The sequence below is a fragment of the Bacillus sp. FSL R5-0512 genome (genome assembly GCF_038593295.1).
GTDB classification, from domain to species: domain Bacteria; phylum Bacillota; class Bacilli; order Bacillales; family Bacillaceae; genus Bacillus; species Bacillus safensis.
Genome location: NZ_CP151982.1, coordinates 1,953,470 through 1,979,964 on the forward strand (window position 1 = coordinate 1,953,470; position 26,495 = coordinate 1,979,964).

A 26,495-nucleotide genomic window follows, 5' to 3' on the forward strand; every position below is an offset into this window, starting at 1 on the left:
CTCTTCTCCCCTCGCGCACAGCTCCCTTACCATTTTCTTCCCGAGCTGACCGCAGTACTGAAGTATTCAGGTCTCTCGTTTTTCTAGTTGATCTCTTATCTCTCCATATTCTATTAAGACGACTAGCAGATGGTTATAATTTGTTCACCTAATTTATGCATGAAGTGGTTCTTTTCCTCAAACGAATGCCGCTCTTTCACATATGATGCAAAGTAGAGAAATGAGAGTTGGGGGATTAGATATGTCCAAACAGATAGAAACGACTTTGAAGACCTTTTTTCGTGACAAAACGATATTGGTTACAGGCGGTACGGGGTCAATCGGCCGGCAAATCGTGAATAAATTAACAAGTTGCTCTCCAAAGAAGATAATCGTCTTCAGTAAAGATGACAGCAAACAATACATGATGAAAAATGAGTACGCAGAACATCCAGAAGTCGTATTCGCTTTAGGAGATGTCCGGGATGCAAGCCGCGTGAGACAGCTCGTCAAGGGTGTGGATATCATTTTCCATGCAGCGGCCTTAAAACAAGTACCCACTTGTGAAGATAATCCGTTCGAAGCCGTTCAAACGAATATCATCGGCGGACAGCACGTCATTGAAGCCGCCCTCGAACATGAAGTGAGTCATGTCGTCAACATTTCAACTGACAAAGCGGTTTCTCCGACGAATGCCATGGGTGCAACAAAATTGATTTCAGAAAAACTATTTTTCCAAGCAAACGAAAGTATTCCGAATCAAAAAACCAGGTTTTGCTCTGTACGCTTTGGCAATGTGCTTGGATCTAGAGGTTCCGTTATTCCGATCATGCTCCAGCAGCTATTAAATGAAAAACCTTTGACCGTGACTGATCCTCATATGACACGTTTTTTTATGTCTATTGAAGAGGCTGTTTCCCTCACACTTCAAGCAGCAATTATGATGAAAGGCGGCGAAACCTTCATTCTCAAGATGGAGTCCTTACAGCTTGCCGATCTTTTAAAAGCGTTTCACGAATATGCCGCTCAAATCAATGCTAAATCTCCAGATGTTCTTGTAGTCGGAAAAAGACCTGGCGAAAAGCTTCACGAGGAGCTCACATTCCCGCACGAAGCAGATGCACTGTTTGAACATGAACAATTTTATGCCATTTTACCAAGACCACATTTGCATCCTGCCTTTCAAAAAGTCGACTTAACGAATTACACCTCAAAAGAAGCACCGCTCATTACAAAAGAAAAGCTGTTCCACATCATTGAACAATTACATCATACACATCATAAAAAATAAAAAATCGTCACACGGAAGCAGCTGCTTTCCATGTGACGATTTTTAGATGGATCAATCAAATAGATGTTTCAAATCCCCGTAGCCTTCTTTTTCAAGATCATCCTTTGGGATAAACTTTAAAGCGGCTGAGTTAATACAATACCGAAGACCGTTTGGCCCTGGGCCATCAGGGAAAACATGACCTAGATGAGAATCAGCTGTTTTACTGCGAACCTCTGTCCGCACCATTCCATGACTCGTATCAACCTTCTCTGCTACTTCTTCCTCTTCAAGCGGTTTTGTAAAACTTGGCCATCCGCAGTGGGCATCAAACTTATCTAAAGAAGAAAAAAGCGGCTTTCCTGAAATGATATCCACATAGATACCTTCTTCTTTATGATCCCAAAATTCATTTTGAAATGGCGGCTCCGTGCCATTATTTTGCGTGACTTCGTACTGCATGCGGTTTAATTCTTTTATACGCTTTTCTTTTTCATTTGCCATTATTTATCACTCCAATGGGACTCAATAAAACCGGCTCTGCCCGAACCGACATGATATCGTTCGTAGTGCATTTTGTTTTTCTTATAATAATGCTGATGATATTCCTCTGCTGGATAAAAAGGACCTGCGTCTAAAATTTCTGTAACGATTGGCTTTTTGAAAATCCCGCTTTGGCTCAGCTGCTCTTTCGATGCTTCTGCTAGCTTTCGCTGCTCGTCATGATGAACATAAATACCTGTACGGTAAGATTCCCCTCTATCGCCAAATTGCCCGCCATCGTCCGTTGGGTCTATTTGCTGCCAATACAGCTCTAGCAGCTTCTCATACGGGAACACGTCAGGATCAAACGTGATTTGAACCGCTTCTCTATGCCCCGTTGTATTTGTACATACTTCCTCATAGGTCGGATTCACTGTATGTCCGCCAGTATACCCTGATTCAACTTTGATAATGCCCGGCTGTTCATCAAAAGGTTTAACCATACACCAGAAGCAGCCTCCTGCAAATGTGGCTAATTCTTGTTTTTCAGACATATTAGTGCCCCCTTCATTTAAAAAATGGTATCATCATATTATAACATGATAAAAAATAATGAAAATGATACGACTTGTCTACCTAAAATAAAAGAAAGCATTCTGTCGTATCTTTAAAATATAATGGGGGTTTAATGATTGGAACAAAGAAAACAAATGATGTACGAAATGGACACTTTACTGAGAACCGTATTTAAGCAGATCCGTTATGAAATTAACAGCCTGCTCGAAAACGAATTATCTCGGAATGAATTTCTTATTTTAAATCTGCTCCGTGAGCAAGGTGCAAAAAAAGTAACGGAATTCGCTTCCATTCTTGGAGTGTCAGCAAGTCATATTACCGCTGTGACTGACACACTCGTAGAAAAAGGCTGGATCACCCGTATCCGCTCAAAAGAGGACCGCCGCATCATCAAAATCCACTTAACCGATAAGGGTAAGGAAATTACTGAGCATTTTGAGAAAAAGAAAACCGAATACTTTATGGAGCGATTTGAATCATTTGATGACGAAGAACTAAAAACAATGATCAAATTATTTAAAAAGCTGGATAAAAGTCAAAAGGATTAAGCATAGATTTTAGCGCTCAGGACATGCTACGGATAAAAAGAGGTGGAACAAACCATGACAAGCCCTTATCTTTGTCCAAACTGTAAAACAAACAGAACGCGCTTTAATCTCATTGAGCAGCTTTCAGAACCTGTCAAGCTAGATCCAGCAACAGGAGTAGTTGTCGAAAGATACGAAGGAGAACAGCTGTCTCCTTTTCACTTGAGCTATCAAGGTCCTCAAATGAAAGTCCAGTGCGGTGTTTGTGGTTTAATTGAGGATGAAAAAACGTTCATTAAACTAGCTGAATATCATCAATATTCTTCTCCTTCTTAACATGCCGGCCTGACGGAAAACGTCAGGCTTTTTCTATGCTTCTTTTGCCTATACAGATCGTCTTTTTCATGCATACGCTACAAAAAACACCATTGCATGAGAAAGAAGGGATTGATGACATGCAGCAGCTCTTTTATCATGACTTTCCATATCGGCCATTCGCTGACACCTACGAGCATCTTCAAAGCAGCCCTTCATCAAAAGCCTTTATTCGATTATTTCACGCTGCACCAGATCTCAGTGAGCTCGCTGTTTATGTGAACCGGAAGCAGATAATGAAACCAATGCCTTACAGCCATTTGACCGCTTATATGGAGTGGGATGAGGGAATGTATGAAATAGAAGTGTTCAAACTGGCTACAAATGAGAGAATTCTTCATTCCCGCATTCGATTTAAGAGCGGCGAGGTCTACACATTATGTATCACAGGTGCCCGTGCAGGCTTTGCACTCTTGACTGAGCAGCAGGCTACTTTGATCAAACAAGAAGACCTGTCAGCACTTACATTTGTACAGCTGTCTCCGGACCTTCCTTCTATAGATATATACGAACGAGACCATGGGGTTATATCGAAGGAGCTTGATTATGTAAACAGCACCCACATTCATCATTTCTCCCCGAACAAATATCATTTTGAATTGAAAGCCGCCGGCACTCAAAGTGTACTGCTTGATATCCCAAAAGTTCATCTGCAAACAAAGCGTGCATACCTGATTCTGCTTCATGGTTTTGCTAACGGAGATCCTGAACTTATGGCAAAGGTGGTCTTGTCTCGGCAATTATAAAAAAGAGCCTTTCCTAAAGTGGAAAAGGCTCCTTACGAGACATCTTCAGCTTTTTCTTGCTTTTGAAAATCAAAAGCAAGAATCATCGTGCCTAGAAATAATGCACAGTAGGCAATATTTAAGTAAAACTGATCGATATTTTCTGCTTTTAAAGCATTGGCAGCTGTTATGCCAAAGTACGCAGCAAATAAAAACGACAGTAAACTAAAATATTGATAGACTCGCTTCATGATTTCACTCCTGACTCACACGTTCTATTGCTTTGGATGATAATATGAGAATTCAATTTCATCGTTCTGCAGATCAATTTTATTTGCTTTCACATACATATCATTCGTCAGCGGCATTTCTGAAAGACGCACTTCAACCGTTTTTTGATCCGGTTTTACATGAACGAACTCTGGCAGCTCATAGAACTGACCCATGTAGCTTAAAACAAAACTAATCGGAATGCTCAATTGTCCAATTGAAAAGTCATCCACTTTCAAAAGCACATCTCCATTATCTTCAACAGTTGGCGTAAATGAGACGTTTGCATCAATCGTTGAAGAGAAAGCTTTAATTGCGCCTGTTACTTTCACATCTTGATCGATTGCTACATGAAAGTCTGGCATATCATTTGATCCTTGATTTTTCAAATAATCATTCACAAAGCTGGTGAGTGATTCCTTTGAGCTGGATATATTAAAAGCATATTCGCTTTTCACTTCTTTGGTTGAAGCGGATTGACCGCCTGGCAGCAGCATCAAAATACCGCAGCCAATCACAATCAATAGATTGATTGCAAGTAAAATAAAAAATAAGCTTTTCCATTTTTTCATCTGTTTCACCCTATTCCTTCGGCAGTCCTTCTTTTTTCACTTCGGAGAATAAACGATTTGCCATAAGAGAGTACCCCTTTTGGTTTGGGTGGAAATCATCTTCTGCCAGTAATTTTTCATCAGAACCTTCTTCAAATAAATCTGCTACATTGATCATATCCGCATTGCCGTCTTTTTTGAGTTCCTTTTTGGCAGCGGCATTCCAGTCTTGAACGACTTCATCAATATCTCGCAGCTCAGACAAACTGAATTTAAAAGGATTGTACATGCTGACATACATGATTTTCGCATGGTCATTCTGTTCTCTCAGTTGAGCAAGAATGGTTTTAAAGCGCTCTTCAAAAGGACCCTGCTCTTTTTGAAAAGGAGCAAACGTCAAATTAAGCACATTTTGACGGACAACATGCATGAGATCATTTCCGCCGATCGTAAAGAAAATATAGTCAGCGTCTTTCAGTCCGTCCTGTACCTTTTTTTCTTTTAATCTTTTTAATAAATCTACTGTTCTACTGCCTTTAATGGCATAGTTTTTTAATGTGACAGACTGCACGCCGTCCACTGCTTCTATCTTGTCACGGGTCATGCCTGCATAGCCTTTTTTATCTTGATCTCCGATTCCTTCTGTTAAGGAATCTCCAACCGCTGCGATGGTAATATGTTCTTTTACTTTTGGTGTGTCTTCTAGTTTATCCTTTATGCCAGCCTCTTGCGCGGAACATGCAGAAAGAACAAAAGCTAGAGACATCACAATCAAAATCAAACGAGCCTTCAAACGATGATGTCCCTCCTTTTTCTGATTAAAAAAGTGTATCATGTTTTCGCCCATTTGAACATCCTTATGCTAGCTTCGGTTCAGCGTTTTGATGTCCTTGATGATGTCATCATAAGGTGTGTTTTGCACGCCATCATAGTTTTTCATCACTTTCCCATCTTGATTGACAAGAAAAAACAGGGACTGATGAATCACTTGGTCTTCATCTTCAGGTTTTTTTACAATGGTTTTAAAGCTTTTCATTGCGAATTTTTCAATTTCTGACTGTGAATACCCAGTGAGAAAATCCCAATTTTTAAAGGACAATGGATAGGCTTTTGCAAATTCCTTTAGCTTTTTCGGTGAATCGACCTCTGGGTCCACGCTAAAGGAAATGATATGCGCATCCAATTTTTCTTCTTTTAACCGTTTTTGCAGCTCTGTCATATGAGCAGTCATCGGCGGACAAATCGTTTCACAGCTTGTGAAAATAAAATCTGCTACCCATACTTTCCCCTTCAAATCATCCAATGACACCTTTTGGCCATCTTGGTTTTCAAACTCAAACGGCTCTATTTGATAATTTAAAGCATCCTTGATTTGTCCATTTGAACATGAGACTAAAAGAAGCACGCTTACCATCATAAGCGCACCAAGTAAGGCTCCCCTTTTTCTATACATGATATGTCCATCCCCTTTTTCTATCAATCGGTATAAAAAGTAAAGCCTATTGCGCCCTTTCCGGTATGACAAGAAATAATCGGTGTTGTGTAGGCGATGTCAATCAGTGCTTCAGGTGTGTGATCAAGCAGCGCTTTTTTTAGCTTTTCAGCGAGTTCTAATGCATCTGCATGTGCGATCCCAATGGCTTGAACTGTTTTTCCCTTCACCGCCTGTACATACTGTTTTGTCAGATGGCGGACAAGCGCAGAGTAGCTTCTCACATTCGCTTCTGGCGTATATACCCCGTCTGTCAAGCTGGCAATTGGTTTGATGTGAAGAAGTGAGCCGATCAGCGCCTTTCCTCTTCCGATTCTGCCGCCTTTGACGAGATTTTCTAATGTATCGATCGTGACATATAGCTTTGTTTGAAGACGGATTTTATCTAATTCTGTGATAATATCTTCACGGCTTGCACCCTTTTTGGCTAGTTCTGCTGCTTTGATGACTTGAAATCCTAATCCATAGGAAATAAAATTCGAATCAATCACCGTGATATTTCCATCTACCATTTTCGAAGCGCTTTCAGCAGTTTGAACAGTACCGCTCATACCACCAGTTAAATGGATACTGATCACTTCGCTTCCATCTGCCGTCAGCTTTTCATATAATTCGACGAATTGACCGATCGCAGGTTGAGACGTTTTCGGCAGTTCCTCAGCGGCCTCCATTTTTTCAATAAATTCATCTGGCTGTATATTCACCCGGTCAATATAATCAACTCCGGAAATGGAGATATTGAGCGGAATCACGTGAATGGAAAGATCATTGATTTTTTCTTGCGGAAGGTCCACAGTTGAATCTGTTACAATTTTAATTTGTTTCACTATCGTCTCATCCTTGCTGTCTTAGTCTTTACTTATGATATTACCTTATTTCCTGCACACTTGAAAACAACTGACCTAACGTTTTTGAAATTGTCACATTTTCTTCTTGTCAAGAAAAAAATCCTTGCCAAACTGAGCAGCGGCCACTTCAAAATGGCTGCTTACCCCTTTGACAAAGATTCCTGCTTACGCATTGTGTTTCAGTGTAGGCTCCTGATAGATCTGTTCATATGTGCTCCACTTGACGTTACGTTTCACATCCTCTCTGAAAGAGTACACAGTTCTCTTTCCTTTAGATACATAGACTTTTTTCAAGAAAGCTTCAAGTCTAAAGGTGAGCATGAAACGATACGTCTCATCTCCCTTTAGAACAGGGACTTCTGTTACCTTGATCTGAGCTCCATCCATCCGTCTAAAACATATTGTTTTGAGCAGCACAAACGATCAATCCTCTTTTCCAATTATCTGTTAAGCCTAAATAAATAGGTGGAATAAATCTTGATCTTTATTCACTTCAACATAATGAAAGCCTTTTCTATCCATCCGCTCAATCAGCGCTGCATAATCATCTCTTTCTTTCAATTCGATGCCGACTAGCGCAGGACCTTTGCTTCGGTTATTCTTTTTCGTATATTCAAAGCGTGAGATATCGTCATTTGGCCCTAACACTTCATCTAAAAATTCCCGAAGCGCTCCTGCTCTTTGCGGAAAGTTGACAATAAAGTAATGTTGAAGTCCTTCATAGATCATCGAGCGTTCTTTGATTTCCTGCATTCTGCCGATGTCATTATTTCCTCCACTGACAATACAGACAACATTTTTCCCTTTGATCTCCTCGCGATGGGCATCTAATGCTGCGATTGGCAATGCGCCTGCCGGTTCTGCTACAATCGCACATTGATTATACAGCTCTAAAATCGTTGTACACACTTTCCCTTCGGGTACAAGACTGATTTTATCGACAACAGACTGAAGCGATGTAAACGTCTTTTCGCCAATCCGCTGAACCGCTGCTCCGTCTACAAACTTATCAATCGAATCAAGTGTCACAACCTCGCCCTTCTCATGCGAGGCATGCAGTGAAGCTGCGCCAAGCGGTTCGACTGCAATGATTTCGGTTTCTGGTGAGATATTTTTGATATATGTACCAACACCAGATAACAGACCTCCACCTCCGACACTTGCAAATAAAAAGTGAGGCTCCACTTCGATATCATTTAAGATTTCGACAGCAGTCGTTCCTTGTCCTGCCATCACATCCAGATCATCAAACGGATGGATAAATTCGCGCTTCTCTTCATCTCCGCATTTTACGGCTTCATGATACGAATCATCAAACGTATCTCCGGTTAAGATAATTTCAACATATTCTTTTCCGAACAGCTCCACTTGTGATACTTTTTGCCTTGGCGTCGTAGCAGGCATAAAGATTTTCCCGTGGATACCTAAATATTTACAAGAATAGGCAACACCCTGTGCGTGATTTCCTGCACTTGCACAGACAATGCCATTTTCTAGTTTATCTTTTGGAAGCTGGCTCATTTTATTAAAAGCGCCTCTTAATTTAAAGGAACGAACTACTTGAAGATCCTCTCTTTTTAAGTAGACATTACATTCATATCGTTCAGAAAGTCGCTCATTTTTTTGAAGTGGTGTATGAATGACTACATCCTTCAAATTTTGATGGGCTTTTAAGATGTCTTTCACTTGAATTAGCGTATTTTCTTTGAGCAACGGTTTCATGTACAAGATCCTTTCTCTTTAACCTTATTTAATTTGTCATTATAACATGAATATTCAAAAAATAAACCAATAGATCATGGATCCATCATAAATTTTATAAACTTTTTCGTTTTCCTGTACATTTGTTTTAATTGGGTGTTACAATTGAACCAATTAGAACCACAAAGAAAGGAATCACCCAATGGCCACTCAATCATTCGCATCTATCTATGGTGATCATCAAGATATCAAGCATGCAATTCATCTGGCAAAACAATTTTCGAAAAACGAACAGCCGGTCTTGATAACAGGAGACATCGGTACAGGCAAAACGCTATTCGCCCAAGAAATGGCGAACGTATCTGTTCCACACGCATCACTGACACACATGTATTGCCCTATCTTGAATGAAGAAACCTTACAGAAAGCCTTCACAGAAAAAAACAATCAAATTCTTTATTTAGATGAAATCGGTGCATTAAGTATTTCTATGCAGCACCAGGTCATTCACTTTCTAGAAACGTCACCTGCAACAAAAGTAATCGCTTCTTCGTCTTTATCAATAGAGGCACTCAGGGTTTCTTCTACCTTTTTACCCGAGCTGTTTTATCGTCTGAATGTTCTTCATTTGGCCCTTCCAGCTTTAGCCGAACGAAAAACAGATATTCCTGTGTTAACAAATGCTTTCTTTCAAAAGCTGAACATGGCACCTGATATTGATCCAAGTGTTTGGGAAGCCTTGCAGCAGTATCCATTTGAAGGAAATGTCAAAGAACTCAAAAATATTGTTCATTACGCTGCGTCCATACTCGAAGGCCACACGGTATTTTTACATCATTTACCGCCCTTTGTGTTAGCACCTCTTCCCTCAGCCGTGAAAGGTAAAAAGGAAGAACACCAGCTCACACTAATGGAAAAACAAGAGTTTGTTTTCTTGCTGGAAGCCATTAAATCTCTTAATGAAAAAGGAGAAGCAGCCAGCAGGCGCATCTTATCTGAATTAAGCAAACAAGGAGATATCCCGCTGACCCCTCAGCAGGTGCGAAACCGCTTAGATGATCTTGAGAAAAAAGCATACGTGACGAAAGGAAAAGGCAGGGCCGGAACGAAGATTACACTTGAAGGTCTTTCATTCCTGAAGTCGCTTGATGGTTATATACCGGTTCAATAAAAGGAGGACATCCATTGTTTACTGTAAAAGAAGAAATTGCAAACGCCATTACACATGGCATAGGTGTTATTTTATCCATCCCAGCCATTGTGTTTCTCGTCTTATTCGCTGTTCAATACGGCACTGTCACAGACATTATCAGCTTTTCGATATTTGGTGCATCCATGCTGCTGCTTTATTTAAGCTCAACCCTGCTTCATAGCATTCGGCACAAAAAAACAAAAGATATTTTTGAAATCCTCGACCACTCGGCTATTTATGTATTGATTGCTGGTACATATACACCCTTTTTACTTGGACCACTAAAAGGTGCACTCGGCTATACGCTCCTTGCCATTGTATGGGCGCTTGCTGCTGGTGGGATTGTCTTTAAAATCTTTTTCGTCAAACGCTTTATTATCGTATCTACCCTTGTCTATTTATTAATGGGCTGGATGATCATCATCGCCATCAAACCGCTTTATATCCAATTAACAGGTGCAGGATTTGGCCTCTTACTGTTAGGCGGCATATTATATTCAGTCGGAACCATCTTTTATATTTGGCGGAAAATTCCCTATCATCATGCGATTTGGCACAGCTTTGTTCTTGGCGGCAGCGCATCGATGTTCTTCTGTATTTTATTCTATTGCGTAAACATTCCTGCTGCATAGAATGAAAAAACCAGCATCCACTATTCGGATGCTGGTTTTTTCTATGCACGTTTTTGTGCGTAATCACTGATCATGACAGGAGCTTTAATATGAATATCGACATTAACAGGACGCAGTCTTTTCACGATCTTCCCAGTTAAAAGACGATCCGTTCCGCTAGTTTCAATTGGTACAAGCGGACAATCGTATTCTTCAGCAAGCGCCTCTGCAATATGACGATACGCTTCTGAAAGCAATAGACTCTGCCCAGACACGATTCTTTCCTTTGCTTCTTCTAATAAGACCTCATCCGTTTGATTCTGATGGATAACCGCCATTTTTTTGAGCCATTGTTTTAAAATCGGATACCGAAAGAGCTTCGGCTTTGCCATGAAAGCAAATGGCTTCTCAAGGTGGCCGATCAATAATGTCGTCGTGACTGGATTCAGCTCTTTTGTGACATAAATAACCGGGCCATCTGGCAGCTTCTTTTGCTGATGAATGGTCATGACTGATCCTGATTGATCAATACATCCCCGGGAAAACCTTTTTACATGCTCATGAATGAGATGCATTCGTTTCGTATAGGAAATGCGTGGATCCGTTAATTCATGATCGTACAAATGCCTCATACTTTTTAAAAAGGATACAACAACATAAATCGTTAAAAACCAATAACGAAACAACCGTACTCCTCCTACTCACTTATCCTTTTTTGTCATATACGACAAATTCATAATTGTAGGGGTTCTTTTCGTCACGATGGCCTTTTTCGCGTGATACAATCGTCCATTCATCTTCATTGTAATACGGGAAATAGCGGTCTCCTTCAAACGCATGGTGAATGTGCGTGATATAGAGACGATCAGCATATGGCATCATTTCTTCATACAGCTTAGACCCGCCAATGATAAATAGCTCTGTCTCGCTTTCCCCAATTGCCAAAATATCAGCAATTGAATGAACAACCTCGCATCCTTCTGCTTTAAAAGAAGAACTTGTGGTCAGCACAATATTTCGGCGGTTAGGCAGCGCTCGTCCAATGGATTCAAAGGTTTTTCTGCCCATGACAATCGTGTGACCGCCTGTGACTTTTTTAAAATACGCTAAATCTGCTGGTAAATGCCAAGGCATTTGATTATCTAGACCAATGACTCTGTCTTCTCCTGTCGCCGCAATCATGGAAATCATACACTGACTTCTCCTTTTATATGCGGATGCGGATCATAGTTCTCAAGCACAAAATCATCAAACGTAAAATCAAAAATGCTCTTTACATCTCTTGTAATACGAAGCGTAGGAAGCGTGCGTTCCTCGCGCTCTAGCTGCATTTTCACCTGTGGAAGATGATTTTGATAAATATGAGCATCTCCGAGTGTGTGAATAAACTCTCCTGGCTCAAGATTTGTGACTTTGGCAATCATCATCGTTAGAAGGGCATATGAAGCAATATTAAATGGCACGCCTAAAAAGATATCTGCCGATCTTTGATATAGCTGGCAGGAAAGCTTCCCGTTTGATACGTAAAATTGAAATAGACAATGACAAGGAGGCAGCGCCATTTGATCAATTTCCCCCGGGTTCCAAGCGCTGACGATCAGTCGTCTTGAATTCGGGTTGTGCTCAATATCATGAATCAGCTTTGTGATCTGATCCACTGTCTCGCCGTCTCCGCTCGCCCATGATCTCCACTGTGCACCGTATACACGGCCCAGCTCTCCATTTTCATCTGCCCATTCGTTCCAAATGCGGACACCATTTTCTTGAAGATATTTGACATTTGTATCACCTTTTAAAAACCAAAGCAACTCATGAATGATCGATTTCAGGTGTAATTTCTTTGTGGTTAAAAGAGGAAATCCTTCCTGTAAATCAAATCTCATCTGGTAACCGAACGTGCTGATTGTACCTGTACCCGTTCTGTCACCTTTTTCATCCCCGTGCTGTAATACATGACGGCATAACTCTTTGTATTGTTTCATTTTTTTCATCCTTTATTTATGTTCTTGTTGTAGTTTACCTTATTTCGGCTTTTCTTGAAACCAAAAAAACATGACTGCATGATGAGCAGACATGTTTTTCTTTTTATGCTTGATTCACTCGTTCCTGCTCTTCATCCTTAATATCTTGGTGTGAGTGAGCAATGCGGCTTGCAGCTGCGGCGGCAAGTGCAGCGACTAGGTCATCAAGGAAAGTATGCACTTCACCTGGACGGCCTTCATCTAATTCACGAATAATACCAAATTTCTCTTTATCTAAATAACCGAAGTTGGTCAAACCGATTGATCCATATACATTGACAATGGAAAGCGGAATAATCTCATCAATTCCATATAGCGGCTCATCTGTTTCAACTAAGTGCTGTAAAGGTTCTGGCAAGAGCTTTTTTTCTGCCAGCTGATCAAGGGCAAGTCCTGTTAAAACTGCATGGACAATTTCTCTTTTATTCAGCACTTTTTCAACATTTTCAATACAGACACTAAGTGGAAGGTTTGGATGATATTTTTCTTGGAGCTTCAGCACAATGTGTGCGATATCTTCAATTTTCACTCCGCGATCGTTTAACATTTGTTTTGTAATTTGCACCATTTCGTTCATTGTATATTTTTTCAATGGGCATGACATCTCCTTCTAGTGGCTCATCCAGCTCGGCGGGGTGTTTTTGTCCCAGTAAATATTACCGAGTTCGTGATGCGTCTGGAATCCATCTTCTGCTGTATGGTAATGAAAGTTAAACCAATATCCGCTGTGAGGCGGCTGATCTCTTCTGACATGAAAACGGAGCAAATCTTCTCCGGTCTTGCGGTTGTAAATGTGGAAGATTTTTTCGCCATTTCCGCTTGAAGGCTGATCAGTTAAAACAACATCTTGAAATTTTTCGTCATCTTTGAAATTTGTTAAATAGTCAGTTAACACTTGTTCAATCTTCGGCTGAATCTCTTCTCTGTACTCGTCCTCAATGACAGGTGTGATTTTACGGCCAAATTTGAGAAAGGATTGATTTTCTGCACTTGACAGCACCTCTTGCTTATATTGCTCAAAGGGATCTAACTGTTCTTTGCTTTCCTCTTGCGTTAGTTCCCAGCTGCGCATTTCATCTGATGTATCATAAACAGCTGTATAAGGCGTTTTATCAGATGAAGAAAGTTCAGAGGGCTTGTCTGTCATCAAAGCCGACGGAGGAGAGACTAAACCAAAAGTTGCAATCGTAAAGAGCGCAACAAGCGTTTTTCTCATCCACATCTTCATGATATCTAATTCCTTCCATAAGTTATCATACTGCTATTCTAGCATATAATGAATTTTCAGTCATTCAATTTGGTCACCGATTTGAGACTTTCTTTTTCATAATAAAACGTTTACAATGGCAGTAATGACGACTAAAATTTGGGAGGAATGGGTATGCTTGAAGGTTTTTTTATTACGGCTTCCTTGCTGACATTATTTTATTTTGTCTATATGGAGATTACAGATTAAAAGCCCTGAATAAGGGCTTTTTTAGATGATTGACAAGGAATTAAAAAGAATTGTCTGCACACCTGAACCTTTAGCGAGGGCTTTTTTCTTTCTCAATATATCCATAATGAAATTGGGCTGTTTTTCGTTTTAAAACGTGAAATTGATAGGAGTCTGCTAGAAATCGGGTGCTTTTCCAATGATCTTTTAAAACCACTCTTTTTCTCGCCACTCTCAGTGCTTCTTGGACGGCTGTTTCGTGGTCAAAGTGGTGCTCTGCCGCATGACGGAGCGGTGCGATACTTGCAGACTCTTGAATCGTCTCCTCAAACATCGGATCAAAATAGACGACATCAAATGATTCATCAGAGAGCTTTTTTAGCTGCTCGATACTGTCTCCACTTACAACAGATATCCGGTTCATCGCTTCATCTGCCTCTCTTACCCCTGTCTCCCATGTGTTTAGTCCTTCTCGCACTAGCAATGCTGTCATCGGATTCTTTTCGATACCGACGACCCTTCCATTCGCACCTACTCGCAGGCTTGCTGTAATGGCATCTGATCCTAGGCCAAGCGTACAATCTAAAAAGGAATCGCCCGGCTGAAGCTGCGTGGCTTCGATTAAAGGATCCTTTTCTCCGCGCATGAGCCGCTTCACCCTGAACATCGCTGAGCTTGGATGGAAGAAGAACTTTTCACCATTTGGCTGATACCATTCAAATCTTTCTTTCCCCACAACAAGGACATCTCCTCGTTTCATCGCAAGCTGCTTGACGGATTGTTTGCGCCTTTCTACATACTCACCATGTAAATCCTCTGCAAGGGCTTTTGCTGTTTCAATTGTTTGTTCATTTGCTCTAAAGCTTGTTGTGATAAGCATGCGGTTCCTCCATCATGATCAAGAAAAAATGCCCTGATTTGTTTACAGGACATTTCAACATGTGTATTAGCAATGTTTTTCGAATGCAGATAAGACGTTGTTCATGATGTCTTCCATTTCATGACCTTCAATTTCGTCACGCGGAATAAAATGAACGAGTTCATTTCCTTTTAAAAGTGCCATAGATGGAGACGATGGCTCTTCCCCTGTGAAGTATTCTCTCATTTTTGCCGTTGCTTCCCTGTCCTGACCAGCAAAAACTGTGACAATTCGATCTGGTGTTTTTTCTGCCTTCATCACAGCTTGTGTAGCAGCTGGGCGTGCTAAGCCGGCAGCGCACCCGCATACAGAATTGACAACGACAAATGTCGTTCCTTCTGCTTCTTGCATCGTTTGTTCTACTTCTTCTTCCGTTGTTAGTTCTTGAAATCCTGCACTTGTCAGCTCTTGACGCATCGGTACAACGAGCTGGCGCATATATTCTTCATATGCCATTGACATAAAAAAGCCCCCTCTATAATCCTTATGTTGTGAATAAAGGATACTATAGAGAGAGCCAATTTTCAAATGTTCGATATCAGATTAAATTTTCATGATGCCGCCTGTATTGGCTGATGTCACAAGTTTTGAATATCTAGCAAGATAACCCGTTTTTACTTTTGGCTCAAAGCCTTTCCAGTTTGCTTTTCTTCTTTCCCATTCTTCCTCTGGAACATCTACGCTTAAAATGCGCTGTTCGATATCGACAACGACATGGTCACCATTTTCAACAAAGGCAAGCGGGCCGCCCTCAGCTGCCTCTGGAGAGACGTGTCCAATAGACAATCCGCGAGAAGCGCCGGAAAAACGTCCGTCTGTAATTAAAGCAACCTTTGGTCCAAGTCCCATGCCGACAATTTGTGAAGTAGGTGCAAGCATTTCAGGCATGCCAGGTCCGCCTTTAGGTCCTTCGTAGCGAATGATGACAACATGTCCTGCTTCTACTTTTCTATTAATGATACCTTCAAGGGCTTCTTCTTGGGATTCAAATACGATGGCAGGTCCCTCGTGGCGTGTGATCCCGTCTTGTACCCCGCCCGTTTTAATGATGGCTCCATCTGGCGCAAGGTTTCCAAATAAAACGGCTAAGCCGCCTTTTTCAGTAAATGGCTTGTCAATTGGATAAATGACGTTATAATCTTTTACCTCATGCCCCGCAATGTTCTCGCCAAGCGTTTTCGCAGTAACGGTCATTGTATCTAAATGAAGAGCTCCTTCTTTTTTAGACAATTCATTTAGTGCTGCTGTAACGCCGCCTGCTTCATGTAAATCCTCAATATAAACGTCTGAAGCTGGAGCAAGTTTTGATAAATGAGGCACACGTTCTGCTACTTCATTGATACGTTCAAGTGAATATTCAACACCTGCTTCATTTGCAATCGCCAATGTATGAAGAACGGTATTAGTTGAACCACCAAGTGCCATATCTAATGCAAATGCATTATCAATTGCTTTTTCAGTGACAATATCCCGTGGTTTAATATCTTTTTTGATGAGCTCCATGAGTTGTTTTGCAGACTTCTTCGCAAATTCTCTTCGTTCTGGTGATGTCGCCAAAATCGTTCCATTTCCAGGAAGAGCGATCCCGAGTGCTTCCGCTAAACAGTTCATTGAGTTAGCTGTAAACATACCTGAACAAGATCCGCAGGTTGGACAGCCAAACTGCTCTAATTCATTTAATTCCTCTTCATTGATTTTACCTGACTGGTATGCACCAACGCCTTCAAATACAGAAGAAAGGGAAATTTTTCTGCCATCACTTGTTCTACCCGCTTCCATCGGTCCCCCGCTCACAAAGACAGTCGGGATATTCACGCGCATCGCTGCCATCATCATTCCTGGTGTGATTTTATCGCAGTTAGGAATACAAACCATTCCATCAAACCAATGAGCAGATACAACGGTTTCCACAGAGTCCGCAATGATTTCACGGCTTGGCAATGAATATCTCATCCCGATATGACCCATGGCAATTCCATCATCGACGCCAATCGTATTGAATTCAAATGGCACCCCGCCAGCTTCACGAATGGCTTCCTTCACAATCTTCCCGAATTCCTGAAGATGGACATGTCCTGGGACAATATCAATATAGGAATTACATACGGCAATAAATGGCTTGCCGAAATCCTCATCCTTTACCCCCGCCGCTCTTAGTAAGCTTCGGTGAGGTGCTCTGTCGATTCCTTGTTTAATCATATTACTGCGTAGTTCTGCCATCTGTTTAAAAAGCCTCCTATACTACAAGTCTTGTTGACTGCATGATTTTGAGTTGATTTTATTTTACAAATTTTCTGTTTATTTAGCCACCTATGAATGACTGATGACTAACATGGCTGCTGAAGCAAGCGCTCAGCAAGGTTCGTGTCATAAAATCTGACCTCCAATATTCTATATTGGTACTACTATATAGAGTTTTTTCGCATATTTCAACAATATTCAAAATAATTTTTCTAAAAAAATTTTTCTGTCTATCGTTTTTAGAAAAACAAGCTGCTTTTCATTGGCAGCTTGTTCTTCTTTCTCATCATTCTGATGCATTCTTTCTACTTTCTGTCATTTGCTTCCATACTGAGCCTTTTGCTTCTTCTCCATGCTCAATGCGCTCAATCGCCATTTTCACTTGAAGACTGACTTCAAACTCAGGGTCTTGCTCTGCTTCTTTTAATGCTTCAAGTGCCGTTTCGTCCCCTTCTTCATAAAGGAACATAGCTGCACGCCAGCGGACGAGCTTACTCGGGTCTTTTAATGCTGCGATCATGGCTTCGATAGCACTTGGGTCCCCAAGGTCAGAAATACAGTCGCCAGCCGTTCTGCGGACCGTCACTGTTTTGTCTTCGAGCCCCTTATATAAAATAGGCAGAATGGCAGGATCTTCAATCATGCCAGCATTCACAACGGCTTGTCTGCGAATAGACGTTTTTGGATCCTCCATTGCTTTCATTAAAACAGGTATGTCCTTTAGCTCTGGCTGCATTTGCTCTAAATGGGCAAAACGTTTTTTCCAATCTTCCTCTTGCAGCATCTCTTCTGTTACATCATATGCCTTTCGGTTCACCTGTCTATCTACAGCTTCCTGACCTTCTTTAACCGCCTCTATTAATCGGGCTAAACGCTCGTCATCATAGGCTGCTTGCAGCTCCTCTGTGACTTCCTGACCGATATCAGCAAATTCTCCAAAACGAACGCCGTGTTCTTTCCACACACGTTCAAACACGACATTGTCTGAGCTGCTTCTAAGCTTTAAAATGGCTGCTTGAAAACGTTCAGGCATGCCAAACCGTTCTTCTCTTTCACCATCTGACAGTTTGACCTGCATTGGAATCCCATTAAACATTTGGACAAACACTTTCACTTCACCAAATGTGTCATCGCCTGACTGAGATCCTTCCTGAAGACCTTCTGTTTCTTGTCCAAAGGCTTCTCTGACCTGTTGTAAAATACCCTGCCAGTCAAACTTTGCATTTCGCTCAACCGCTAAGAAATCTGCAACATGATAAACCCCTTTTACACCTTCAATGCTTAAAATACGCTTGATCATTTCTGGTGCTTCATCTTTTTGATCCTTTTTGTAGTTGTTGCTTTTACCGCCGGCAAGTGATTCTGTCAAAATCACCTTCATCGTATTCGGACTTGGCGTTGGTTCTATTGCTGTTATTTTCATTGATATATCCTCCTTACACACATAAAGACCCTACTCATCTGTAAGGCCGCATTCTTCTTTCCACTTCTTGATAAATAAACTCATCAATTCATGCCGCTCATCAGCAAGCTGCTTTCCTGCATGAGTGTTCATCAAGTCTTTTAATTTGAGCAGTTTTTCTTCCATATGCTTTAGCACAGAGCTCTGCTGCGTGTCCTCTGTATAATGGGGCTCACCTGTAGCGCCAGCATACGTAAACACTCTAGCGATACCGCTTGCACCTATCGCATCCAGCCTATCCGCATCTTGAACAATGGCCCCTTCTAACGTCATTGGCCTAAACTGCTTATGCCGATGACGAAAAGACATCGTTGTAATGATGTCCATGATATAGCGGATATCCCGCGTGTCCAATTCCCACAAAAGGAGCTGATGCTCAAGCTGCTTTTCAGTGACCTTCCATTCACTTGACAGCTTTTCATCAATGACATCATGTACAATCGCTGCCATTTCGATGATAAAAAGAGAGCCGCCTTCCTGATTTGCAATACGAACGGCAAGCTGGCGTACACGAGCAACATGAGCCGCATCGTGTCCAGTCGGTTCATTCTTCAGCCTGTCTGAAACAAAGGAGGCTGCTGCCTCCAATTGTTTTCGATGCATGACTGTCACCATCTTATTTGTTAAGCAGAGTGATGATTGAGCTTTCTAATTCTTTTGGTGGTGTTTTCGGCGAGAATCGTTCAATAACTTCTCCGTCTTGGTCCACGATAAATTTTGTGAAATTCCATTTCACTGTTTTTGTCCCAAGCACACCTTTCGCTTGACTTGTTAAATGCTTGAACAGCGGGTGCGCCTCTTCGCCATTGACATCTACTTTCGCAAACATAGGGAAGGTCACTCCATAATTCAAAGAACAGAATTCTTGAATGGCTTCTTCTCCTTCTGGCTCTTGGTTCATAAATTGGTTACACGGAAATCCTAAAATTTCAAGGCCCTTTTCATGATATTGATCATATAACTCTTGTAATTGTTTAAATTGAGGAGTCAGCCCACATTTGCTTGCTGTATTTACAATAATGAGCACTTTTCCTTTATAATCTGCCATCGATTGTTCCTGACCGTTAATGGTCTTGACCTGAATATCATAAATTGACATCTCATAGCCTCCTAGGATTCACTTTTTCCTATCGTAACATGCTTCTTTTAGAAAATCGCTTTTTATGCTCCCGTTTAAAAGAGTCCTGTTACACTGCCGTCTTCTAATAAATCCATTTCAAGAGCCGCGGGTTTTTTAGGTAATCCAGGCATTGTTAAAATGCTTCCGGTTAAGGCTACAATAAACCCTGCTCCTACAGACGGCTTTAACTCTCGAATCGTAATGGTAAAGCCTTTAGGTCTGCCGATTAAAGCTGGATCATCTGAAAGAGAATATTGTGTTTTTGCCATACAAACCGGCAAATGAGCCCAGCCGTTTTCTTCAATGGCAGCCAGCTGCTTTCTTGCTTTAGTTGTGAGCGTGACCCCATCTGCACCGTAAACCACTTTGGCCACTTTATATAACTTTTCTTCGATGGAATCGTTCTCTTCATACAAATAGGTAAAGTTGTTCTTTTTCTTTTCAATGAGTGCTGCTAGTTCCTCGGCAAGAGCTGTTCCGCCTTCGCCTCCTTCTTCCCATACATTCACGGCTTTGACTGGATGGCCATGTTTGCCGCACCAATCTTCTATCGCTTGAATCTCTTCTTTTGTATCCGTTATAAACCGGTTTACCGCCACAATATATGGAAGACCAAAAGCTTGCACGGTTTCAATATGCTTTTCCAAATTATGTATACCTTCTAATACGGCGTGTGCATTCTCTTCTTTGAGTTCGGTTTTCTTCATTCCGCCATGCATCTTTAATGCTCTCACTGTTGCGACAATGACAACTGCACTAGGTTTGAATTCACCAGCTCTTGTTTTAATGTGGAGGAATTTTTCTGCTCCAAGATCTGCTCCGAATCCTGCTTCTGTTACGACATAATCAGCTAATTTTGCTGCCATTTTGGTTGCAATTAAACTATTGCATCCATGTGCAATATTAGCAAAAGGACCGCCATGGACAAGGGCTGGGGTTCCTTCAATCGTTTGAACAAGGTTTGGTTTGAGTGCATCTTTTAAAAGTAACGTCAGAACACCTTCATATCCAAGTGCTCCCACTGTGACTGGCTCTCCTTCTTGATTATAGGCAACAACAATAGAAGAAAGACGTTTTTTTAAGTCGTTTAAGTCTTCTGCTAAACAGAGGATCGCCATCATTTCGGAAGCCACTGTAATATCAAATCCGTCTTCTCTAGGATACCCATTTAACTGACCGCCAAGTCCGACAACGACCTGTCTTAATGCACGATCGTTTAAATCAAGCACCCGCTTCCACACAATGCGCCGAGTGTCGATGCCGAGTTCATTTCCGTGATGGATATGGTTATCAATAAATGCAGATAAGGCGTTATGTGCAGATGTAATGGCATGAAAATCCCCTGTGAAATGAAGATTGATTTCTTCCATTGGCAGCACCTGTGAATATCCTCCGCCCGCTGCTCCGCCTTTAATCCCCATTGTAGGACCTAATGATGGCTCACGCATCGCAACGATCGCTTTTTTGCCAATTTTTTCAAAGGCTTGACCAAGGCCGACAGTTACGGTGGATTTCCCCTCACCTGCTGGCGTAGGGTTAATCGAAGTGACAAGAATCACGTGTCCTTCTTTTTGTTTCTTTAAACGGTCAAAAATAGTCAAAGATATTTTCGCTTTTGTGAAACCATAGCATTCTAATTCTTCGTCATGTATTTGCAGCTTTGCTGCGATGTCTTGAATCGGTCTCAGCTTAGCCTTTTGGGCAATGTCAATATCAGATAAATGCTTTGTGATCATAACAAAATGGCCTCCTTTTTTTACAGAAACAGCATTCTTTTTTGCTCTATTTTTCATTGTAACATAATTGAAACATTGAAATATCGCCAGAAAGTTCCTATAATGAAGTGAAATTAGCTTTGGTTCAGGGGGTGGCGAGTTGCCTATTAACATACCAGTTCATCTGCCGGCAAAACAAATACTAGAGAGCGAAAATATTTTCGTCATGGATGAGACAAGGGCATTCAAGCAAGATATCCGTCCTTTGAATATCGTGATCTTAAATTTAATGCCAAAAAAAATACAAACTGAAACGCAGCTGCTGAGAATGCTCGGAAATTCTCCTTTACAAGTGTACTTCACGTTTTTGATTCCAAGTACACATACACCGAAGAATACGTCGAGAGAGCATCTAGATGAATTTTATACGACCTTTGAATCGATCCGCCATAAAAAATTTGATGGAATGATCATCACTGGCGCACCAATTGAGCACTTACCTTTTGAAGAAGTTTCTTATTGGAAAGAGCTGCAGGACATTTTGGACTGGAGTAAAACCAATGTAACGTCTACCCTTCATATTTGCTGGGGTGCACAGGCAGGTTTATATCACCATTACGGGATTGAAAAAATCAAGCTTCCCGAGAAAAAATTTGGTGTATTTGAGCATATTGTGAAAGAGAAAAAAGAAAGATTAGTCAGAGGTTTTGATGAAGTATACTATGTCCCACATTCTAGGCATACAGATATTAATACAGAACAATTAAAAAACACGCCGAATTTGAAAGTCTTGAGTATGTCTGAAGAAGCGGGTGTTTGTTTAATTGTTTCAGATGATGATAAACAAGTATTTTTAACTGGACATCCTGAATATGATACAGATACATTGATGCAGGAATATGAAAGAGATTTGTTGAAACATGATACAGTCCAAAAACCTGTCCACTATTTTATAGAAGATGGTGACACATTAATCCCAGTAAATCGCTGGAAAGCCCATGCAACCTTATTGTTTATGAATTGGCTAAATTATTATGTTTATCAAGAAACACCATACGTTTGGGAATAAAATAGACTGTGGTCTGATGATAAATCGTCAAAATGTGTTAAAATACAAATGGCTCTGTCTTCCATTATCAATTGAATCTGTTTGTTTTTTAAAATTAGTTTAATTCTTTCGTAACGAATGATATGCTCTAACTGTTTATATGTTATCTTTATGTATATGTAGACCTATGAGATTAATAGTTTTCGTACGAAGTTTTGTTGTTGTTGATTACATTTGAGGTGAATATTCTTGAATACCAATAAAAAAATATTAATCTTGACCGCAAATTATGGAAATGGACATATGCAGGTAGCAAAAACACTGTATGATGAATGCAAATCCCAAGGGTTTGAACATGTTGTAGTTTCTAATTTGTATCAAGAATCGAATCCCATTGTGTCAGAAGTGACTCAATATTTATACTTGAAGAGCTTTTCCATTGGGAAACAATTTTATCGCTTGTTTTATTACGGTGTAGATAAAATTTACAATAAACGCAAATTTAACATTTATTTAAAGATGGGAAATAAGCGTCTCGATGAATTAATTCAGTTACACAATCCGGACATCATCATTATTACATTCCCGATGATTGTTGTACCAGAATACCGAAACAAAACAGGTAAAGTGATTCCGACTTTTAATGTCATGACAGATTTTTGTCTCCATAAGATTTGGGTACATGAAAACATCGACCGATACTATGTTGCAACCGATTATGTGAAACAAAAATTAGTGGAAATCGGCACACATCCAAGCGATGTCAAGGTGACAGGTATTCCTATTAGACCACAGTTTGAAGCAGACGTGCCACAATCGATGATCTATAAGAAATATGGATTATCATCAGATAAAAAAGTTCTTCTCATCATGGCCGGTGCTCACGGTGTACTAAAAAATGTGAAGGAATTATGTGAGGCGCTGCTTCTCGACAGTGAAGTACAAATTGTTGTTGTATGCGGAAAGAACGCCGCGCTGAAACAATCGCTTAGCGTTCTTGAACAAGCACACCCAGATCAATTGAAGGCGCTTGGATATGTGGAACAAATTGATGAATTGTTCAGAGTAACAGATTGTATGATTACAAAACCAGGCGGCATTACTTTAACAGAAGCAACTGCAATCGGTGTCCCGGTCATTCTTTATAAGCCTGTCCCTGGACAAGAAAAGGAAAATGCTCTTTTCTTTGAGGAATATGGCGCTGCCATTGTCATTAACCGACATGAAGACATTTTAGAATCTGTGACCAACTTGCTGCAGGACGAAGAAAAATTAGAAACAATGAAACAAAACATGAAAAAACTGCACTTAAAACAATCTTCTCAAACCATTTTGGAAGATATCGTTGAGCAGTCAGATCTCATCATGAATAACAAAACATATGCTCGCGCATTATCATAAAAAGGTGTCCGTCATTGACGGACACCTTTTTCCTCACCCTTGATTTCCATTTGTTGTGTATACTTCTTCAAACGGCTGAACGACAACAAAGCCGCTTCCGGTAAACTTCATTTGAATGGACTCTCCGCTTCCCCTGCCAATAAACGTTTTAAAGGAAACATCTGTCACAAATTCAGTTTTTAAATCCCCTGACCACGCAACAGTCGCATTCGGATCTGTATAAACAGAATCACCCGGCTGAACAATGAGTGTCAGCGGCTCATAATGACTTGTGATTGCAACTAAGCCCGGTCCTTCTAATTTGACATTAAATAATCCGCCTGCAAGCATACCAGACACTTTTTTCATTAATTTGATATCCCAGCGGACAGATGGTTCAAACGCAAGCAGGTCGTTTCCATTCACAAAAATGGATTCTCCTTGAGCCAAACGAAGAATCGAGATTTTTTTACCTTGATCTGCCACATATAATTTCCCATCACCTGTCGCCTTCATTAGTGAGGTGCCTTCTCCTGAAAGCATTTTTTTGAACATCTTGGAGACGCCGTGCTCAAAAACACCTTCACGTTCAAATTTGATTTTCCCTCGATAGGAAACCATGGAACCCGTTTTTGCCCAAATCGTGTCAGTCAAATTAATTTCTAAAAGTCTTGGTGTTTCAAGTTCGAAGACCCCTTCTCCTTTATCTTCTTGCTGCGTATTCTGAACAAATTCTTCAAGTGTATAACGATTCATGATTGCACCTCTTTCTGTATTTTTTTTATATACGGACAAGCTGCACGTGAGGTTCCGAAAACGTTTTATATTTCATTGTTATTCACCAAAAAAACAAAAAAATCAAACATTCTGCTCAAAATTTGGCTCGCCTGCTTGACGCTTTACTTTTGATGGTGTATAGTGGAACCATCATTTAACAACTGCAAAGTCGTTAGGTGATGAAAATTTTTTTTAGTATGCCAAAAGGTGTGCTACAGTACTAGGAGGAAAAAGCAATATGCAAAACGGTAAAGTAAAATGGTTCAATAATGAAAAAGGTTTCGGCTTCATTGAAGTTGAAGGCGGAGACGATGTATTCGTTCACTTCACAGCTATCGAAGGTGACGGCTACAAGTCTTTAGAAGAAGGACAAGAAGTTTCTTTTGAAATCGTTGAAGGTAATCGTGGACCTCAAGCTGCAAACGTAACAAAAATCTAATCAACTAAATCAATGATGAAACGACAAAATAAAGAGAGGCATATGCCTCTCTTATTTGATTTTCAGCTGAATTTCAATTGCTAAAATATTTTGCTTCAGTCGTTGTTCAATTTCAGAAATATCTTTTTCGAGAAAAGGTCTTCCCTTCTTTGCAACATCTACTAGCTGCTCTAGATCGCTGTATACCTCTTGAAATGTTCGATGTAATACCGTTTCGAAATCCTTATTATCCATGCCGGCCTTCCCCTTTTCCTCTATTATCCGTCACTTAGTCAAAAAGTAACTCAACCAAAACTTTCTATAGTTATATCGGCTCATTTTTCAGAATATGTTCTCTTTTTACACATTCTATCCGTTTTTTTTCATGAGCGGATGTTTGAGCAGGGAAAACCGGGGCGGCAGCCGCTTACTTTTTAAGCAGCGTCTGTCCGTATTCTTTTATTTTCTCTCCTACTGTGCATTGCTGAATACAAAAGGAGTGGGCGTATTTTTTTCCATATTCTTTTCGAAAGTGCTTCTTAATCAAACAATCTGAACAATACGTGTCTTGGAGATCCGTCAATTCTTGTACTGCTGTTTTTTTATCCACATTATTCAGCTCCGTCTGCTTCTAATTTCAACTTACTTTCGATTGGGACGTTTGCAAGCATCTGCCTTGCAAGCTGATCCGCTTCTGCATTTTGTTTACGATCGATGACTTCATATGTTGGCGTAAGCCTCAGCTCTTTTAAAGCCGCTTCAATCCGGTCGAGCCATTTGTTATGTATATCATCATAACAAGGCCATTCTCCTTTTAATTGATTCATGACAACAAGTGAATCGCCTCTAATCGTGACAGAATTTCTGCTTGCTCCAAGATCTTTTAAAGCTTTGACAGCCTCAAATAAAGCCGCATATTCTGCTTCATTATTGGTGATTCCTTGGAAGGGCTGATTTTTTCTCAAACGATAAGCATCTTCTCCGAGCTTATAGTAAACGACAACCCCAAGACCAGAGTCGCCTGTTTCTTTGTGAAAACTTGCATCAAAATAGACCTGAAGCTGATCAGGTTCAAGCTTTAGTTCTTCATTTAGTTTTTCAAGTTCTTTAATAGACCACATCGCCCCTTTTTCATCTTCAAATGATAGGAGTGACTGTGGTTCTTTTTTATCGATATGTTTTGCTAAAATCAAGGCCTCTTTTAGCTCCATCCAATCTTCTTGGAAAAAAGCAATGGACCCAATCGATTTCACTTTCATTGTATAGTGTGCTCTTAATTTCATTGATCACATCGCCTTCCCGTACTTTTAAGGTAAACGTTCGTTATGCTATAATCAAAAAGTTACATTTCACAATGAG

34 protein-coding genes are annotated in these 26,495 nt (G+C 40.6%); 9 read left to right on the forward strand and 25 right to left on the reverse strand.

Annotation, left to right across the window (positions count from 1 at the left end):
- Window positions 1–241 precede the first annotated feature (241 nt).
- Window positions 242–1,270 carry an SDR family NAD(P)-dependent oxidoreductase gene (locus NSQ25_RS09845; protein WP_061109259.1) on the forward strand — a complete coding sequence of 343 codons (1,029 nt, stop codon included), beginning with the start codon at window positions 242–244 and terminating at the stop codon, window positions 1,268–1,270.
- Window positions 1,271–1,321: 51 nt separating this feature from the next.
- Here NSQ25_RS09845 and msrB read toward each other — a convergent pair whose 3' ends face one another.
- Together msrB and msrA are read right to left on the reverse strand one after the other, a co-directional pair.
- On the reverse strand, window positions 1,322–1,753 hold the full coding sequence (msrB, locus tag NSQ25_RS09850; RefSeq protein WP_024422719.1) for a peptide-methionine (R)-S-oxide reductase MsrB: 432 nt from the start codon (window positions 1,751–1,753) through the stop codon (window positions 1,322–1,324).
- Window positions 1,753–2,286 (reverse strand): peptide-methionine (S)-S-oxide reductase MsrA, encoded by a 534-nt coding sequence (gene msrA / locus NSQ25_RS09855; protein WP_024422720.1) that lies wholly within the window; start codon window positions 2,284–2,286, stop codon window positions 1,753–1,755. Before msrA ends, msrB begins: the two co-directional genes overlap by 1 nt.
- A gap of 138 nt (window positions 2,287–2,424) precedes the next feature.
- Here msrA and NSQ25_RS09860 point away from each other — a divergent pair, with 138 nt between their 5' ends.
- From NSQ25_RS09860 to NSQ25_RS09870, 3 genes are all read left to right on the forward strand, one after another.
- Window positions 2,425–2,856: a MarR family transcriptional regulator gene (locus NSQ25_RS09860; protein WP_007500780.1), complete on the forward strand. Its 432-nt coding sequence runs from the start codon at window positions 2,425–2,427 to the stop codon at window positions 2,854–2,856.
- Between the two features lie 54 nt (window positions 2,857–2,910).
- Window positions 2,911–3,171 (forward strand): hypothetical protein, encoded by a 261-nt coding sequence (locus NSQ25_RS09865; RefSeq protein ID WP_025093107.1) that lies wholly within the window; start codon window positions 2,911–2,913, stop codon window positions 3,169–3,171.
- Between the two features lie 68 nt (window positions 3,172–3,239).
- On the forward strand, window positions 3,240–3,956 hold the full coding sequence (locus NSQ25_RS09870) for a DUF4397 domain-containing protein (RefSeq protein WP_235046713.1): 717 nt from the start codon (window positions 3,240–3,242) through the stop codon (window positions 3,954–3,956).
- Window positions 3,957–3,988: 32 nt separating this feature from the next.
- Here NSQ25_RS09870 and ypmT read toward each other — a convergent pair whose 3' ends face one another.
- From ypmT to ilvA, 7 genes are all read right to left on the reverse strand, one after another.
- The gene (gene ypmT / locus NSQ25_RS09875; protein ID WP_024422723.1) at window positions 3,989–4,186 is read right to left on the reverse strand and encodes a protein YpmT; all 198 of its coding nucleotides are present in this window, start codon (window positions 4,184–4,186) and stop codon (window positions 3,989–3,991) included.
- A gap of 24 nt (window positions 4,187–4,210) precedes the next feature.
- Entirely contained in the window at window positions 4,211–4,777 is a 567-nt protein-coding gene (locus NSQ25_RS09880; RefSeq protein ID WP_024422724.1) for a YpmS family protein, read from the reverse strand.
- 10 nt (window positions 4,778–4,787) lie between these two features.
- Complete coding sequence (locus NSQ25_RS09885; protein WP_075623731.1) at window positions 4,788–5,549, reverse strand: SGNH/GDSL hydrolase family protein; 762 nt, start codon at window positions 5,547–5,549, stop codon at window positions 4,788–4,790.
- Window positions 5,550–5,618: 69 nt separating this feature from the next.
- On the reverse strand, window positions 5,619–6,173 hold the full coding sequence (locus NSQ25_RS09890) for an SCO family protein (protein ID WP_029706009.1): 555 nt from the start codon (window positions 6,171–6,173) through the stop codon (window positions 5,619–5,621).
- A gap of 59 nt (window positions 6,174–6,232) precedes the next feature.
- Entirely contained in the window at window positions 6,233–7,075 is an 843-nt protein-coding gene (locus tag NSQ25_RS09895; protein WP_024428148.1) for a DegV family protein, read from the reverse strand.
- A gap of 186 nt (window positions 7,076–7,261) precedes the next feature.
- Window positions 7,262–7,513, reverse strand: coding sequence for a YpmP family protein (locus tag NSQ25_RS09900; protein ID WP_024428147.1), 252 nt, complete (start codon window positions 7,511–7,513; stop codon window positions 7,262–7,264).
- Window positions 7,514–7,549: 36 nt separating this feature from the next.
- Complete coding sequence (ilvA, locus tag NSQ25_RS09905; protein ID WP_024428146.1) at window positions 7,550–8,818, reverse strand: threonine ammonia-lyase IlvA; 1,269 nt, start codon at window positions 8,816–8,818, stop codon at window positions 7,550–7,552.
- Window positions 8,819–8,999: 181 nt separating this feature from the next.
- Here ilvA and NSQ25_RS09910 point away from each other — a divergent pair, with 181 nt between their 5' ends.
- Together NSQ25_RS09910 and NSQ25_RS09915 are read left to right on the forward strand one after the other, a co-directional pair.
- Complete coding sequence (locus NSQ25_RS09910) at window positions 9,000–9,968, forward strand: sigma 54-interacting transcriptional regulator (protein ID WP_061109262.1); 969 nt, start codon at window positions 9,000–9,002, stop codon at window positions 9,966–9,968.
- A gap of 14 nt (window positions 9,969–9,982) precedes the next feature.
- Window positions 9,983–10,621 carry a hemolysin III family protein gene (locus NSQ25_RS09915; RefSeq protein ID WP_024428144.1) on the forward strand — a complete coding sequence of 213 codons (639 nt, stop codon included), beginning with the start codon at window positions 9,983–9,985 and terminating at the stop codon, window positions 10,619–10,621.
- A gap of 41 nt (window positions 10,622–10,662) precedes the next feature.
- On the opposite strand, the gene NSQ25_RS09920 is transcribed toward NSQ25_RS09915, so the two are convergent.
- The 12 genes from NSQ25_RS09920 to NSQ25_RS09975 form a co-directional block, all read right to left on the reverse strand.
- Window positions 10,663–11,286 carry a hypothetical protein gene (locus tag NSQ25_RS09920; protein WP_024428143.1) on the reverse strand — a complete coding sequence of 208 codons (624 nt, stop codon included), beginning with the start codon at window positions 11,284–11,286 and terminating at the stop codon, window positions 10,663–10,665.
- Window positions 11,287–11,305: 19 nt separating this feature from the next.
- The gene (gene folA, locus NSQ25_RS09925; protein ID WP_024428142.1) at window positions 11,306–11,791 is read right to left on the reverse strand and encodes a type 3 dihydrofolate reductase; all 486 of its coding nucleotides are present in this window, start codon (window positions 11,789–11,791) and stop codon (window positions 11,306–11,308) included.
- Window positions 11,788–12,582: a thymidylate synthase gene (locus tag NSQ25_RS09930; RefSeq protein ID WP_024428141.1), complete on the reverse strand. Its 795-nt coding sequence runs from the start codon at window positions 12,580–12,582 to the stop codon at window positions 11,788–11,790. Before NSQ25_RS09930 ends, folA begins: the two co-directional genes overlap by 4 nt.
- Before the next feature lie 103 nt (window positions 12,583–12,685).
- Complete coding sequence (locus NSQ25_RS09935) at window positions 12,686–13,213, reverse strand: phosphatidylglycerophosphatase A (RefSeq protein WP_024428140.1); 528 nt, start codon at window positions 13,211–13,213, stop codon at window positions 12,686–12,688.
- Window positions 13,214–13,231: 18 nt separating this feature from the next.
- On the reverse strand, window positions 13,232–13,849 hold the full coding sequence (locus NSQ25_RS09940; RefSeq protein WP_024428139.1) for a YpjP family protein: 618 nt from the start codon (window positions 13,847–13,849) through the stop codon (window positions 13,232–13,234).
- Window positions 13,850–14,147: 298 nt separating this feature from the next.
- The gene (locus NSQ25_RS09945) at window positions 14,148–14,936 is read right to left on the reverse strand and encodes a class I SAM-dependent methyltransferase (RefSeq protein WP_065214715.1); all 789 of its coding nucleotides are present in this window, start codon (window positions 14,934–14,936) and stop codon (window positions 14,148–14,150) included.
- Window positions 14,937–15,002: 66 nt separating this feature from the next.
- Window positions 15,003–15,437 carry a BrxA/BrxB family bacilliredoxin gene (locus NSQ25_RS09950; RefSeq protein ID WP_024422738.1) on the reverse strand — a complete coding sequence of 145 codons (435 nt, stop codon included), beginning with the start codon at window positions 15,435–15,437 and terminating at the stop codon, window positions 15,003–15,005.
- Window positions 15,438–15,518: 81 nt separating this feature from the next.
- A complete protein-coding gene (gene ilvD, locus NSQ25_RS09955; RefSeq protein WP_024422739.1) occupies window positions 15,519–17,195 on the reverse strand; it encodes a dihydroxy-acid dehydratase in 1,677 nt (558 codons plus the stop codon).
- Between the two features lie 307 nt (window positions 17,196–17,502).
- Window positions 17,503–18,639: a conserved virulence factor C family protein gene (locus NSQ25_RS09960; protein ID WP_326136272.1), complete on the reverse strand. Its 1,137-nt coding sequence runs from the start codon at window positions 18,637–18,639 to the stop codon at window positions 17,503–17,505.
- Window positions 18,640–18,669: 30 nt separating this feature from the next.
- Window positions 18,670–19,281 carry an HD domain-containing protein gene (locus tag NSQ25_RS09965; protein ID WP_326136271.1) on the reverse strand — a complete coding sequence of 204 codons (612 nt, stop codon included), beginning with the start codon at window positions 19,279–19,281 and terminating at the stop codon, window positions 18,670–18,672.
- Between the two features lie 13 nt (window positions 19,282–19,294).
- Window positions 19,295–19,777 carry a glutathione peroxidase gene (locus tag NSQ25_RS09970; RefSeq protein WP_326136270.1) on the reverse strand — a complete coding sequence of 161 codons (483 nt, stop codon included), beginning with the start codon at window positions 19,775–19,777 and terminating at the stop codon, window positions 19,295–19,297.
- Between the two features lie 74 nt (window positions 19,778–19,851).
- The gene (locus tag NSQ25_RS09975) at window positions 19,852–21,534 is read right to left on the reverse strand and encodes a formate--tetrahydrofolate ligase (RefSeq protein WP_326136269.1); all 1,683 of its coding nucleotides are present in this window, start codon (window positions 21,532–21,534) and stop codon (window positions 19,852–19,854) included.
- A gap of 139 nt (window positions 21,535–21,673) precedes the next feature.
- Between NSQ25_RS09975 and metA the strand changes: the two genes are divergently transcribed.
- Window positions 21,674–22,582 carry a homoserine O-succinyltransferase gene (metA, locus tag NSQ25_RS09980; RefSeq protein WP_024428133.1) on the forward strand — a complete coding sequence of 303 codons (909 nt, stop codon included), beginning with the start codon at window positions 21,674–21,676 and terminating at the stop codon, window positions 22,580–22,582.
- Window positions 22,583–22,810: 228 nt separating this feature from the next.
- Window positions 22,811–23,962, forward strand: coding sequence for a diglucosyl diacylglycerol synthase (locus tag NSQ25_RS09985; protein WP_034280512.1), 1,152 nt, complete (start codon window positions 22,811–22,813; stop codon window positions 23,960–23,962).
- 33 nt (window positions 23,963–23,995) lie between these two features.
- On the opposite strand, the gene NSQ25_RS09990 is transcribed toward NSQ25_RS09985, so the two are convergent.
- A complete protein-coding gene (locus NSQ25_RS09990) occupies window positions 23,996–24,697 on the reverse strand; it encodes an AIM24 family protein (protein WP_034280509.1) in 702 nt (233 codons plus the stop codon).
- 259 nt (window positions 24,698–24,956) lie between these two features.
- Between NSQ25_RS09990 and cspD the strand changes: the two genes are divergently transcribed.
- Complete coding sequence (cspD, locus tag NSQ25_RS09995) at window positions 24,957–25,157, forward strand: cold-shock protein CspD (RefSeq protein ID WP_003215784.1); 201 nt, start codon at window positions 24,957–24,959, stop codon at window positions 25,155–25,157.
- Window positions 25,158–25,208: 51 nt separating this feature from the next.
- Here cspD and NSQ25_RS10000 read toward each other — a convergent pair whose 3' ends face one another.
- From NSQ25_RS10000 to NSQ25_RS10010, 3 genes are all read right to left on the reverse strand, one after another.
- The gene (locus tag NSQ25_RS10000) at window positions 25,209–25,391 is read right to left on the reverse strand and encodes a hypothetical protein (protein ID WP_008346368.1); all 183 of its coding nucleotides are present in this window, start codon (window positions 25,389–25,391) and stop codon (window positions 25,209–25,211) included.
- A gap of 172 nt (window positions 25,392–25,563) precedes the next feature.
- The gene (locus NSQ25_RS10005; RefSeq protein WP_024422748.1) at window positions 25,564–25,746 is read right to left on the reverse strand and encodes a zinc-finger domain-containing protein; all 183 of its coding nucleotides are present in this window, start codon (window positions 25,744–25,746) and stop codon (window positions 25,564–25,566) included.
- A 1-nt stretch (window position 25,747) separates the two neighbouring features.
- On the reverse strand, window positions 25,748–26,419 hold the full coding sequence (locus NSQ25_RS10010) for a ribonuclease H family protein (protein WP_214755548.1): 672 nt from the start codon (window positions 26,417–26,419) through the stop codon (window positions 25,748–25,750).
- Window positions 26,420–26,495 lie beyond the last annotated feature (76 nt).